Annotated in this window: 13 protein-coding genes; 5 read left to right on the top strand and 8 right to left on the bottom strand. The window is 67.6% G+C overall.

Annotated features, from left to right (window positions below):
• Positions 1 to 9 precede the first annotated feature (9 nt).
• The 4 genes from AB0E56_RS02350 to AB0E56_RS02365 are packed head-to-tail and all read right to left on the bottom strand — an operon-like array spanning position 10 to position 3,702.
• On the bottom strand, positions 10 to 849 hold the full coding sequence (locus tag AB0E56_RS02350) for a class II fructose-bisphosphate aldolase (protein ID WP_359796467.1): 840 nt from the start codon (positions 847 to 849) through the stop codon (positions 10 to 12).
• The gene (locus AB0E56_RS02355) at positions 846 to 1,793 is read right to left on the bottom strand and encodes a 1-phosphofructokinase family hexose kinase (RefSeq protein ID WP_359796468.1); all 948 of its coding nucleotides are present in this window, start codon (positions 1,791 to 1,793) and stop codon (positions 846 to 848) included. The genes AB0E56_RS02350 and AB0E56_RS02355 overlap by 4 nt, the downstream gene beginning before the upstream one ends.
• Entirely contained in the window at positions 1,790 to 2,809 is a 1,020-nt protein-coding gene (locus tag AB0E56_RS02360) for an ROK family protein (RefSeq protein WP_359796469.1), read from the bottom strand. The genes AB0E56_RS02355 and AB0E56_RS02360 overlap by 4 nt, the downstream gene beginning before the upstream one ends.
• The gene (locus AB0E56_RS02365; protein ID WP_359796470.1) at positions 2,806 to 3,702 is read right to left on the bottom strand and encodes a sugar isomerase; all 897 of its coding nucleotides are present in this window, start codon (positions 3,700 to 3,702) and stop codon (positions 2,806 to 2,808) included. Before AB0E56_RS02365 ends, AB0E56_RS02360 begins: the two co-directional genes overlap by 4 nt.
• A gap of 326 nt (positions 3,703 to 4,028) precedes the next feature.
• On the opposite strand from AB0E56_RS02365, the gene AB0E56_RS02370 reads away from it, so the two are divergent.
• From AB0E56_RS02370 to AB0E56_RS02380, 3 genes are read left to right on the top strand one after another with little or no spacing between them, the layout of a single operon-like run.
• Positions 4,029 to 5,273, top strand: a complete 1,245-nt coding sequence (locus AB0E56_RS02370) for an extracellular solute-binding protein (protein WP_359796471.1) — start codon at positions 4,029 to 4,031, stop codon at positions 5,271 to 5,273.
• A gap of 31 nt (positions 5,274 to 5,304) precedes the next feature.
• Positions 5,305 to 6,276: a sugar ABC transporter permease gene (locus AB0E56_RS02375; RefSeq protein ID WP_359796472.1), complete on the top strand. Its 972-nt coding sequence runs from the start codon at positions 5,305 to 5,307 to the stop codon at positions 6,274 to 6,276.
• Between the two features lie 2 nt (positions 6,277 to 6,278).
• Entirely contained in the window at positions 6,279 to 7,205 is a 927-nt protein-coding gene (locus AB0E56_RS02380) for a carbohydrate ABC transporter permease (RefSeq protein ID WP_359796473.1), read from the top strand.
• 157 nt (positions 7,206 to 7,362) lie between these two features.
• Here AB0E56_RS02380 and AB0E56_RS02385 read toward each other — a convergent pair whose 3' ends face one another.
• Both AB0E56_RS02385 and AB0E56_RS02390 read right to left on the bottom strand, forming a co-directional pair.
• The gene (locus AB0E56_RS02385; RefSeq protein ID WP_359796474.1) at positions 7,363 to 8,529 is read right to left on the bottom strand and encodes an ROK family protein; all 1,167 of its coding nucleotides are present in this window, start codon (positions 8,527 to 8,529) and stop codon (positions 7,363 to 7,365) included.
• 156 nt (positions 8,530 to 8,685) lie between these two features.
• Positions 8,686 to 8,985 (bottom strand): chorismate mutase, encoded by a 300-nt coding sequence (locus AB0E56_RS02390; protein ID WP_359796475.1) that lies wholly within the window; start codon positions 8,983 to 8,985, stop codon positions 8,686 to 8,688.
• 62 nt (positions 8,986 to 9,047) lie between these two features.
• Here AB0E56_RS02390 and AB0E56_RS02395 point away from each other — a divergent pair, with 62 nt between their 5' ends.
• Positions 9,048 to 10,256 (top strand): AI-2E family transporter, encoded by a 1,209-nt coding sequence (locus AB0E56_RS02395; RefSeq protein WP_359796476.1) that lies wholly within the window; start codon positions 9,048 to 9,050, stop codon positions 10,254 to 10,256.
• A gap of 146 nt (positions 10,257 to 10,402) precedes the next feature.
• On the top strand, positions 10,403 to 10,723 hold the full coding sequence (locus AB0E56_RS02400; RefSeq protein ID WP_359796477.1) for a hypothetical protein: 321 nt from the start codon (positions 10,403 to 10,405) through the stop codon (positions 10,721 to 10,723).
• 22 nt (positions 10,724 to 10,745) lie between these two features.
• Here AB0E56_RS02400 and AB0E56_RS02405 read toward each other — a convergent pair whose 3' ends face one another.
• Both AB0E56_RS02405 and AB0E56_RS02410 read right to left on the bottom strand, forming a co-directional pair.
• Complete coding sequence (locus AB0E56_RS02405; RefSeq protein ID WP_359796478.1) at positions 10,746 to 11,141, bottom strand: hypothetical protein; 396 nt, start codon at positions 11,139 to 11,141, stop codon at positions 10,746 to 10,748.
• Between the two features lie 375 nt (positions 11,142 to 11,516).
• Positions 11,517 to 12,434 carry an ABC transporter substrate-binding protein gene (locus tag AB0E56_RS02410; protein WP_359796479.1) on the bottom strand — a complete coding sequence of 306 codons (918 nt, stop codon included), beginning with the start codon at positions 12,432 to 12,434 and terminating at the stop codon, positions 11,517 to 11,519.
• Between the last annotated feature and the right edge of the window lie 14 nt (positions 12,435 to 12,448).

Below are 12,448 nucleotides of genomic sequence, written 5' to 3' on the forward strand. Positions count from 1 at the left end.
GCGGCGCGTTCATGATGCGAGGGCGAAGAGCCGGAGCATGCGAGCGGCCTCGTCCGCCAGTGCGTCACGCGCGGGAGCGAGGTACTTGCGCGAGTCGACCAGACGAGGGTCGGCGTCGAGCTTCTCGCGCACCGCCCGCGTGAAGAACCCGTTCAGGTGGGTCGACACGTTGACCTTGGTCATGCCCGCACGCACGGCGTCGGCGATCACGGCATCCGCGACGCCTGAGGACCCGTGCAGCACGAGGGGAACCGACAGCGCCTCATGCAGCCGGGCGATGAGGTCGAGGTCGAGGGAGGCCGTTCGGTCGGTCATCGCGTGCGAGGAGCCCACCGCGACGGCGAGCGCATCGACCCCCGTCGCCTCGACGAACGCCCGCGCCTCGTCGGGGTCGGTGCGCACTCCGGGGGCATGCGCCCCGTCTTTGCCGCCCACCTCGCCGAGCTCTCCCTCGATGTACACCCCCGCTGCGTGGGCGCGCTCGGCGACCGAGGCCGTCAGCGCCACGTTGTCGTCGTAGGGCAGGGCTCCGCCGTCGAACATGACGGACCCGAAACCCAGCGCGATGGCCTCGTCGACCAGTCCCGGGCGCTCGGCGTGGTCGAGATGCACCGCCACGGGAGTCTGCGCGCGTCGAGCGACCGCCATCGTGGCCAGCGCGATGGGTTCGAGGCCGCCGTGGTAGTCGGCGCAGTTCTGCGAGATCTGCAGGATGACGGGCAGCTGCGCGAGGGCGGAGGCCCGCACGAGCCCCTCGGCCGTTTCGAGGTGGATCACGTTGAACGCCCCGATGCCGGTGCCGGCACGGGAGGCGGCGGAGACGAGTTCGCGAGCGGAGACGAGGGTCACGAGGGGTCCTTCCGGAGCGGAGCGGGAGCGGGGTGGGGTGAGACGTGGAGCTGCTGCTCGAGTGAGGTCCAGCGGGGAGAGATGTCGCCCGCGAGCGGGGTGAGCACTGCGGCGGCCGACCAGGCCGTGGCACGGCGGAGGACCCGCTCCGGATCGCGTTCCCCCTCCGCGTACAGCACGGCGCATGCCGCCACCGCAGCATCGCCTGCGCCCGTGGGGTTGCCGGCGAGGGGCTCGTCGAGTCGGGCGTGCACGACGTCGGATGCCGTGATCGCGAGCATGCCGTCCGCGCCGAGCGAGAGCAGCACGAGTTCGGCGCCGCGGGCGAGCAGCGAACGGGCGCCCTCGACCGGTTCGGCGATCCCCGTGGCTTCGACGAGTTCGGCCGCGTTGGGTTTCAGCACGGTGGCGCCGGCATCCGCGGCACGGAGGAGCGCGGGCCCCGAGGTGTCGACGATGACGGGCACACCTGCATCCTTCCCCACCGCGACGAGCATCGGGAGCAGGGAATCCGGTGCGCCGGGTGGAACGCTGCCCGAGATGACGAGGACCGTCGCACCGGGCAGCCGCTCGACGACCTCGGCGAGCAGGGCCGCCCACTCCGGATCGTCCGGGTTCCGTCCACGCTCGTTGATGATCGTGGTGTCTCCGAGGGCGTCGTCGACGATGGCGATGCTGCGACGGGTCTCCGCGGCGACCGGGACGAGGGCGTGCGGAACACCACTGGCGAGGAGTTCGGCCGCGAACTCCTCGCCGACGCGTCCGCCCGAGGTGGTGACCGCGAGCGTGTTCGCACCCTCGGCATGCGCCACCCGCGCGACGTTGAGGCCCTTGCCCCCTGCCCGCGTGGCTCCGGCCTCCGCTCGATGCGAGCCGCCCTCAACGAGCCGGTCGACGTGCCAGGTCAGGTCGAGCGCCGGGTTGGGGGTGACGGTAAGGATCATGTGAGCTCCCGTGCGCGGAGGGCGGCGCCGAGCAGCCCCGCGTTGCCGGAGAGCTCCGCGGGGACGAGGGCCGGGATCCGATGGAAGCTGAGTCGCGCGGCGAGTCGGGCGCGCAGCTCGTCGAACAGCGCACCTCCGGCACGCGAGAGGCCGCCGCCGATGACCACGGCCTCCGGCGCGACGACGGCTGTGAGCTGTGCCAACGACATCGTGAGCGCGTCGAGCGCAGAGTTCCAGATCGCGGCGGCCTCCTCGTCGCCTGCGGCCGCCCTGGCGATGACGTCCTTCGCCCCATCGGGCGCGATGCCGGTCGCGTCGCGGTAGCGGCGGGCGATCGCGCCGGCCGATGCGACCGCTTCGAGGCAGCCTCGCGCGCCGCACGCGCAGATGGGTCCGTCCGCGATCGGCGAGTGCCCGATCTCGCCCGCGTACCCGCCCGCGGTGTACGGGACGCCGCCGACGAGCAGGGCACCAGCGATTCCCGTGCCGATCACGAGCACCACAGCATCGGCGTAGTCGCGGGCCCCACCGAGCTGACGCTCCGCCCAGCTCGCCGCGCGGACGTCATGGTCGAACGCCACCGGCAGCCCCAGGCGCGCGGATGCGAGGTCGCGCAACGGGGAATCGTGCCAGCCGAGGTTGCTGGCGAAGACGCCGAGGCCGGCTTCCGCATCGACGATCCCCGGCACCACGAGTCCGACAGCCTGCGGCACGACGTCGGGATGCGCGGCGCCCAGTTCGGCGGCGAGCACGGCCAGACGCTCGAGGAGCGCCTGCGTGCGGTCGCCCTCGACGATCGGGGTGGGCGTGCGCCGCAGGCCGAGCGCAGTTCCCTCGGCATCGAACAGCGCCGACTTGATGTCGGTACCGCCGACGTCGAACGCCAGCACGGGAGCGCCGGTCCCGAGCGTGCGCACGCGGGCGAGCTTCTCACCCGCGGCATCGCGTTCGACGTCGGGAACGGTCACCGCCGCGTCACCGTCGATCATGATCGGCTCCTGGCGAGGTTGCGTCATGCATCCAGGATGACGGATCGCGTGAGGTTGCGGGGCTGGTCGGGGTCGAGTCCTCGCGCGACGGCGCGGTCCAGCGCCGTCCGGTGCAGGCGCACGAGGTCGGCGAGAGGGTCGATCCCCCGCTGCTCGAAGCGGGCGCCGGTGGCCTCGACCTGAGCGGGAAGCCCCTCCGGCGCATCTCCGAACTGCCACGTGACGCGTCCGGGAGCCGCGATCGCGATCGGACCATGCCGGTAGTCCATCGACGGGTAGGCCTCGGTCCACGACTGCGAGGATTCCCGCAGCTTGAGCGCTGCCTCGTGCGCGAGGCCGATGGTCCACCCACGTCCGAGGAACGTGTACTGCTCGGCATCGCGCAGCTCGTCGTCTCCCGGCTCGGTCAGGACGGCCTCGGCGTCGGCGATGGCAGCGGTGAGGTCTTCGCCGAGCGACGCGCGGAACAGCGCGAGGGCCGTGGTCGCGAAGCGGGTCTGCACCACCGACTTCTCGTCGGCGAACGGGAGCAGGATCGCGTCGTCCACGAGAGACACCAGCGGCGAGGTCGGGTCGCCGATCACGCCGACGGTGGGGATCCGCCCCTTGATGCGCTCGACGAGTTCGAGCACCTCGGTGGTCGTGCCGGAGCGGGTGAGCGCGACGACCGCGTCGTACCCGCGATCGATGAACGCCTCGGACGCCGCGAATGCGTCGGTCTCGCCCTGGCCGGAGGACTCGCGGAGGGCGGCGTACGACTGCGCCATGAACCACGACGTGCCGCAGCCGACGACCGCGATGCGGGCTCCGGCGGCCGGGAGCTGGGCCTGCTCGGCGGTGAGGTCGACGGCGGTCGCCCACGTCTGCGGCTGTGAGAAGAGCTCTTCGCGCATGTGCGCGCCGGGCAGCGATTCAGTCATGAAGGGGCCTTTCCACCGATTTGTTGCGTACTTGTGATTGTTTGCGTGCTTATTCGATCATAGTATTTCGTCATTAGATAACAACCAGGTGTTCTGCTTGATTTGTTTGTTGCCTTGACAAATAATCGGACAAGTTCCACCCCTCGACGTCGACCTCCCTCGTCGTCGAGCAAACCCCGAGCCCCGGCTTGAACGATCGCGGATGCCACCTGGCGAAGCGATCACCACGCACCGTCGCGTGATGTGCTTGCGACTGTGCACCACACCCCGTCCGAAGCGGCCCCGCCGCCCGGAGCGGGACACTCACAGTGAGGAATGCAATACACATGAAGAAGTCACTGCGGTACGGTGCCGTCGCCCTTGCGGTGGTCGCCACGCTCTCGCTCGCTTCGTGCGGGTTCGGCGGATCGTCCGGAGACAGCGAAGGCGGAGACGGATCCACCACGCTCGACCTGCTCGTCCCCAGCTACTCGGACGGCACCAAGGCGAACTGGGAGACGGTGATCGAGGGGTTCAAGAAGGCCAACCCCGACATCGACGTCAAGCTCGAAGTCCAGTCCTGGGACAACCTCGAAAAGGTCGTCTCCACCAAGATCCAGGCCGGAGAGGCCCCCGACATCTACAACGGCGGCCCCTTCGCCGGCTTCGTCGGCGACGAACTGCTCTACCCGACCGAAGACGTCGTGTCGGAGGAGACCTATGCCGACTTCCAGGAGTCGTTCCTCAAGAACGCCGAGATCGACGGCACCGCCTACGCCCTGCCGATGATCGCGTCGGCGCGCGCCCTGTTCGTCAACAACGCCCTGCTCGAGCAGGCCGGCGTCGAAGCTCCGACCAATTGGGACGAGTTGCTGGATGCCGCGACCAAGGTGTCCGCCCTCGGCGGCGGCGTCGCCGGCTACGGCATGCCGCTCGGCTCCGAAGAGGCGCAGGCCGAGGCGGCCGTGTGGCTGTGGGGCGGCGGCGGATCGTTCGGCGACGCATCCGAGATCACGATCGACACCCCGGAGAACCTGGTGGGCGCCGAGCAGATCAAGAAGATGATCGATGCCGGCGCGACCCAGGCAGACCCGGGCTCGACGCAGCGCTCCCCGCTGATGGACATCTTCGTCCAGGGCAAGATCGGTATGCAGGTCGGACTCCCGCCGACGGTCGGGCAGATCGCCGAGGGCAACCCGGACCTGGACTACTCCATCGTCCCGATCCCCACGAAGGACGGCTCGCCCTTCACGCTCGGAGTCATGGACCAGCTGATGGCGTTCGAGAACGACGGCGACAAGCAGGAAGCCATCACCAAGTTCTTCGACTACTTCTACTCGGCCGACGTGTACGTGCCGTGGGTGCAGGCGGAGGGCTTCCTGCCCGTCACCAAGTCCGGCGCCGAGCAGCTCTCCGGCGAGGAGGCCCTCAAGCCGTTCCTCGACGTGCTGCCCGACGCGCAGTTCTACCCGTCGACGAACCCGAAGTGGTCGGCTGCCGACGGCGCGTTCAAGTCGCTGTTCGGACAGCTCCAGTCGAAGCCGGCACAGGACGTGCTGACCGAGATCCAGGCGCAGGTCGACGCGGGCTGAGCCCGCTGATCGGAGAGGTTCGGGTACCCGAATGAGCCAGAAGACAGAGTCCTCGAACCTCGCGGGGGCGGCGAAGAGCCGCCCCCGCACCCCGAAGACCCCGGATGCCCTTCGCGGCAGGCCGGGCGGAAAGGACCTCCTCCAGGCGCTGCCCTGGATCGCGCCGGCCGTGCTGCTCATCGTCGGCGTGGTCTTCTTCCCCGCCGGGGTGATGTTCTTCAACTCGACGCGTGACATCTCGCTGTCGGGCCTCGACAAGGGATCGGTCGGCTTCGACAACTTCGTCACCGTCTTCACGTTCAGCGAGTTCTGGCCGATCTTCTTCCGCACGATCGTCTGGGTCGTGTCGGTCGTGCTCTTCACGGTCGTCATCTCGCTCGGGCTCGCGCAGATCCTCAACAAGGCCTTCCCCGGGCGCCAGCTCGTGCGCATGGCCGTCATCGTGCCGTGGGCGGCCTCGGTCGTCATGACCACGATGGTGTTCTACTACAGCCTCGAGCCGTACTTCGGGGTCTTCAACAAGTTCCTCTACGACATCGGTCTCTCCGACGATGCGGTCGGGTACGGGTGGACGAAGAACCCGACGACCGCGTTCATCTGGTCGATCGTGATCGCGATCTTCGTGTCGCTCCCGTTCACGACCTACACGATCCTGGCGGGACTCCAGTCGGTGCCGGCCGATGCGATCGAGGCCGCGAAGATGGACGGCGCCGGTCCCACCCGCACGTACTGGTCGATCATCCTGCCCCAGCTGCGCAGCGCGTTGGCCGTGGCCGTGCTGATCAACATCATCAACGTGTTCAACTCGCTGCCGATCCTCAAGGTGATGACCGGATCGATCCCCGGCTACGGCGCCGACACGATCATGACCCTGATCTTCAAGTACATCGAGCTGCAGAAGAAGGTCGATGTCGCGAGCGCCCTCTCGGTCGTCGCATTCCTCATCGTCATCGTGATCGTCGCGGCCTACGTGAAGATCGTCAAGCCCATGAAGGAGGTCTGATCATGACCGTGACCGAGACCGCCCTCGTGACCACCGCCGGTCCCGGTGGACGCCGCACCCCGCCCATCCCCGGCCGCAAGCGCCGGTACACCGAAGACCAGGTCACCCTGCCGCGCGTGATCCTGCGCACGGTCGCCGGGTTCCTGGTGCTCGCGATCTTCGTCCTGCCGTACCTGATCATGTTCTTCGGCTCGGTGAAGACGAAGCCGCAGATCCGGTCGGTCGATCCGACGTACCTGCCGACGGAGTGGCACTGGGAGAACTACATCACGATGTGGTCGACCCCCGAGACGCCGCTGCCGTACAACCTGATCTCGACCATCGTGATCGCGGTGTTCGCGACGCTGCTCGTCCTGCTGGTGTCGCTGCCCGCCGCGTATTACACGGCCAGGTTCAAGTTCCCCGGGCGCATGGTGTTCCTGTTCCTCGTGATCATCACCCAGATGCTGCAGCCCGCCGTGCTGACCTCTGGCCTGTTCCGTCAGTTCACGGTGCTCGGACTCGGCGACACCTGGATGGCGATGATCTTCATCAACGCCGCGTTCAACCTGTCGTTCGCGGTGTGGATCATGCACTCCTTCTTCGCCGGCATCCCGAAAGAGGTCGACGAAGCCGCGCAGATCGACGGCGCGGGACGCTTCACCGTGCTGTTCAAGATCAACCTGCCGCTGGTGTGGCCCGGCATCGTCACGGCGATCGTGTTCACGTTCGTGGCCTGCTGGAACGAGTTCGCCGCCTCGCTCGTGATCCTGTCGACCGACAAGAACCAGCCGCTGTCGGTCGCGCTGACCAAGTTCGTCGGACAGTACGAGACCAGCTGGCAGTACGTGTTCGGGGTCTCGATCGTGGCCATCCTCCCGGTCGTCATCCTGTTCATGCTCATCGAGAAGCGCCTCGTCGGCGGCCTCACCGCGGGCAGCGTGAAGTAGCCCATCGCGAGGCCGGGTCTCCCCGGCGGCGGGCACGGCGGGACACTTGTCGGACCGATGCACGGATGCAGGGCCGAAACACGGCGTGTCGCCCTGCATCCGTGCGTTCTCCCTGCATCCGCACCTGGACGGCCATCCCGGACGCGGCGAGACAGGGTCAGGGGCGGGAGCTGGATGCCGCGCGGAGCTGTTCCGGGTTCCACCGCACACCGAGCGCCGAGGTGAGGGCGGCCTGCGCGGCACCGGCGGCGATCGAGACCCGGGGGTCGGCGTAGCGCACGGGGACCTGCGCCGTACCCCGAGACGGATACTCGGTCTCGCGGCGGAGCCTGTCGAGGAAGCGCGGCCCGAGCTCGGTGGCCGGCCCCCCGATGACGACCTCGGTGGGGTCGAGGAGGGCGCTGATGAGCTTGACGGCTCTGGCGAGGGCCCGGGCGCCCTCATCGAGGTGCTCCTCGTCGGCGGTGGCGGCGAGCGCGCGGATCTCGGGGGCCTCGAGGGCGTCCGAGAACTCGTCGCCGAGCATCGCCCCCAGCGCCGCAGCCGACTCCAGGCATCCACGTTGCCCGCACCGGCACGTGCGCGCCGCGTCTCCGAACACGACCTGCACGTGGCCGATCTCCCCCGCCCGATCGCGCGGTCCGGGTGCGAGCTCCCCGTCGAGGGTCACGGCCGCCCCCACACCGCCGCCGAGGTGGATGAAGAGCCGGTAGCCCGAGGGCGATTCGTCCATGCCCGCTTCGGCGATGGCCTCGGCGTCGACGTCGTTGACGAGCAGCACCGGCGCCCCGAGCATCTTCTCGAACCGTTCGGCCAGCGGCACGTCTTCCCACTTGAGCTGCACGCTCTCCAGCACGGAACAGCCATCCGTCGTGCCGGGCAGCTGGACCCCAACGGCGAGCAGCCGCGTCCCGAACTCCGAAGCCACGGCGGACACCGCCTCGTCGAGGGTGCGGTCGCGGGTCTCGGCGGTGTAGCTCAGTCGGCGCGCGTCGACCTCGGTGCCGTCGAGCGCCACGAGGGCGACGTGTGCGTGCACGGGCTGGATCACCAGCACCAGGATCACGTGATGGGTCGCGTCGACGCTGAGAGTGGTGGCGCGTTTCCCTCCGGTGCTCGCGGCCTGCTCCCCCTCGACGACCAGATGGTTCTCGATGAGCTCGGCCACGAGTGACGAGGCCGTGGCGGCGGTCAGACCCGTGGCGCGGGCGATGCCGGCGCGCGTCTGTGTCCCCGGGTTGCGGAACACCAGTTGGAGGGCGCGACGGAGGTTCGCACGCCGAACCGACGCCTGGGTGTCGAGGCCGTCATCCGTGCTGAGCATGTGTTCCCGTCCGGGGCCCGTGGGTCACGGGCTGTTGACAGATCGCGGTGCGATCCGTAGTCTCTCCCTAAGTTTATTCATTGAACTTAGTTGTTCGATGAAGCTCCAGCTCCGGACGGGCGAGTGCTGCACACACCGTCGCCCGTCCGGCACCTCTCAACGGCTCTCGGCCGCTTCGGTGTGGTGGCGGATGACCTCCGCCACCACGAAGTTGAACCACTTCTCCGCGAACTCCGGGTCGAGATGCGCCTCCTCGGCGAGCGCCCTCAACCGAGCCACCTGCTGCTCCTCACGGTTCGGGTCGGAGGCCGGCATCTCGTGCTCCGCCTTCAGACGCCCGACCTGCTGGGTCGCGCGGAAGCGCTCGGCCAGCATGAAGATCAGTGCGGCGTCGATGTTGTCGATGGTGGCACGGAGCCGGAGCAGTTCGGCTTTCGGGTCCTCGGCGGCGGTCATGCCCCTACTCTAGAGCCGCGGAACGCCCCGATTCAGACCCGGTGCACCGCTATCGTGAGCACATGAGCAACGAAGAGACGTCGGCCCCCGCGCCCCTCGACGACGATGCTGCCGAGTCCGGCACCACGGAGGCGAACGGGACGACGACGACCACTCCCTCGACTGCGTCTGCCGGCTCCACGCGCCAGGTCGCGACCGAGCCAGCGACACCGATCCGCTCCTTCTGGACCCGCATCGACCGTCCCTTCGTGGTCGGTTTCCTCCTGACGCTCGGCGGTCTCGCCGCCATCGTCATCGGCCTCGCGATCTCGAGCCTGTCGACGGTCCTGATCTACATCGCCCTCGCCCTGTTCGGTGCGCTGGGGCTCGACCCCGCCGTGCGGTTCCTGGAGCGCCGCGGCCTCTCCCGCGCGATCGCCGTCGTCATCACCATCCTCGCTCTGATCGTGGTGTTCGCGCTCGTGCTGTGGATGGTCATCCCGATCGTCATCGACCAGATCACCAGCTTCGTGAAGTCGGTTCCCGGCATGATCCAGGACTTCACGCGGACCGACCTGTACGCGGCTCTGGACGACCAGTTCGGCGATCAGTTCCAGGACCTCGTCGGCGAGGTGCAGAAGTTCCTCTCCGACTTCGGCAACCTCGCCACGATCGGCGGCGGCGCCCTCGCGGTCGGGGCTTCGATCGCCACCGGCATCTCCGGCGCCATCGTCGTCCTCGTGCTCACCCTGTACTTCCTGGCGACCCTCCCCGCCATGAAGCAGGGCCTGCTCCGTCTGGCGCCTGCGCGCGACCGGGCTCGCGCCGCCGACATCTCCGAACAGATCACCGACTCGGTGGGCGGCTACGTGATGGGCATGGTGATCCTGGCGTTCTGCAACGCGACCCTCGCGCTCATCCTGTACACGGTGCTCGGACTGCCGTTCCCTCCCCTCATGGCCACCATCGCGTTCTGCGTGACCCTGATCCCGCTCGTCGGCTCCGTGCTGTTCTGGATCATCGGCACCGGGCTCGCCCTGTTCACAGACCCGATCGCGGCCCTCATCTTCGCGGCGATCTACCTGGTGTACATGCAGGTCGAGGCGTACGTCCTCACCCCGCGTGTGATGAACCGCGCCGTGGCGGTCCCCGGCTCCCTCGTGGTGATCGGCGCTCTCGCCGGCGGCACGCTGCTCGGACTCCTCGGCGCGCTCGTGGCCGTGCCCGTCACGGCGTCGATCCTCATCATCATCAAGCAGGTGCTCGTCCCGAAGCAGGACGCTCGGGTCTGACACTCGCCCGAACCGAGAAGCGCCCGGTCCCCTGAGGGGCCCGGGCGCTTCTGTCGAGGTGACGACTCCGGGGTCGTGTATGGGCCCCGTCCGCCGGGTCTTGCCTCCACAAAGGGGTCACAGTTGTTCCGTCGTAGACTCACCGCATGATCGAGCTAACTCCGGAAGAGAGGATGCGGACCCTCATCCTGTTCCCCGAATGGGGCTATCAGGAACGCGTGCCCCAGGCGATCCAGATTTCCGATGACCTCCGGAGACGGCTTCGCGAGTGGAACAACATCTGGCAGACAGTTCTCGATCCGGTCCGAGACGATGTGTCCTGGCCTGACCCTGAAGTGGGCAGACAATGGATCGCAGAAGGGAACTCGCTTGTCGTTGCCCTCCGCGAAGAGATCGACCCATCGATCCGCGTCATTGGGGACTTCGACATGTATGGCCCGGATACCCGCCCGAGACGCGGTCTATAGACCTGTCGATGAAAAGCAGCCCTCAGTCATCCTGGAGACAAGCTGAGGCCTGAGAATTGTCGCTCGGGTATGCGGTAATCACGATGTAGTTCGTCTTCGACACGATCGTGTTGGCGTAGAAACTCGCGTAAACCTGCCCATCCTTGAAGATCCTGAAGGGCGCCGAGAAACACACCTTGTCACCTGGGACGGTTTGTGGATGCGGATAGGATTGGATTCCCGGGGCTTCGGGTTCCTGTCCGACCATTCCCAGCAGGATTGAGTCCTCGAGCGTCGCGCCAAAGCGCACTTCTTGTTCGCCGGGTGACGCTGGAACGTCGATACTGGACGTCGCCAACCCTTCCCCGGGCGCGGAGGACGCTGGCAGTTCTTCAGCCATTGCTGACTGCGGGACCAAGATGCAGATGGTTGCCGCCACGCTTCCAAGCATGATCAATCGCGAACTACGGATCATTGTTTCTTCCGTTCTATCCGAAGGTTAGATATGTCTTACACGTGACGTTTTACATGTACGCGTGGCGATGTCTGTCCTCTCTTCGGCGGACAGCTCGAGGAGCGCCTCCCTCTTCCGAGCGCCGCACAATCTCTGGTGCGCCAACCACGACTACAGAGCACCACCGAGGCAAAGATCTCGAATCGGCCTGCGCTCACGATTACGGAGCACCCCCGGGATCCAACATCCGGCGTGTCGCGTGCGATCTCCGAAGCTGTGCGAGAGGGCGACCGGAAGACGACCGCACCAAGAAGCGCCCGGCCCCCTGGGGGGGCCGGGCGCTTCATCGTGGAAGACGACTCAGACGAGGTCGTTGTCAGTCAGCCACTGCTTCGCGATGTCGGAAGCCGACTTCTGGTCGACCGTGCTCTGCACGTTCAGCGCGACGAGCTCCTCGGCGGTCAGCTTGGCACTGATGGCGTTGATGACGTCGGAGATGTCATCGGCCACGTCGTCCGAGACGATCGGCACCACGTTCGACGCCAGGATGATGTTCTCCGGGTCCTCGAGAGCGACGATCTCCTGCGTCTGGAACGCCGGGTCGGCCGAGTAGATGTCGGCGACCTGGATCTCTCCGGCCAGCAGCGACTCGAGCGTGGTCGGACCGGTCGCCGAGAACGCCAGGTCGACGCCGTAGACCTCCTTGGCCGCTGCGGGGCCGTAGGGACGCTGCTCGAACTCCGGCGCGGCGCCGATGGTCACGGCAGTGGTGACCTTGGAGAGGTCGCCGATCGACGTGAGGCCGTTCTCGTCGGCGAAGCTCTTCAGCACCGTGTAGGTGTCCTGGTCCGAAGCGTCGGCATAGTCGAGCGCGGTGAGACCGTCGGGCAGCGCGTCCTGAAGGGCGGCGTAGACGTCGTCGGGGCTCGTGGCGGTGGCGTCCTTGTCGAGGTACTCGAGCAGGTTGCCCGTGTACTCCGGGAACAGGTCGATCGCGCCGGACTCGACATCGGGCATGTACGCGTCGCGCTGTCCGATGCTGAACTGGCGGTCGACCTCGAAGTCGGCCGCCTCGAGCGCCTGGGCGTAGATCTCGGCGATGATCTCGTTCGAGTAGTACGCCTGCGAGCCGATCACGATCGTGTCGCTCGCACCGGAGCCGGAGTCGTCGGTGGGTGCGTCGAGCGGGTTGCTGCTCGCGCAGCCGGCGAGGACGAGCGCCGCGACGAGCGAGACGCCGCCGGCGAGGGCGAGTCGTGACTTACGTGCTGTGAACATGGGACTTCCTCTTC

Origin of the sequence: Microbacterium sp. NPDC028030 (genome assembly GCF_040637855.1) — a bacterium.
GTDB lineage: Bacteria > Actinomycetota > Actinomycetes > Actinomycetales > Microbacteriaceae > Microbacterium.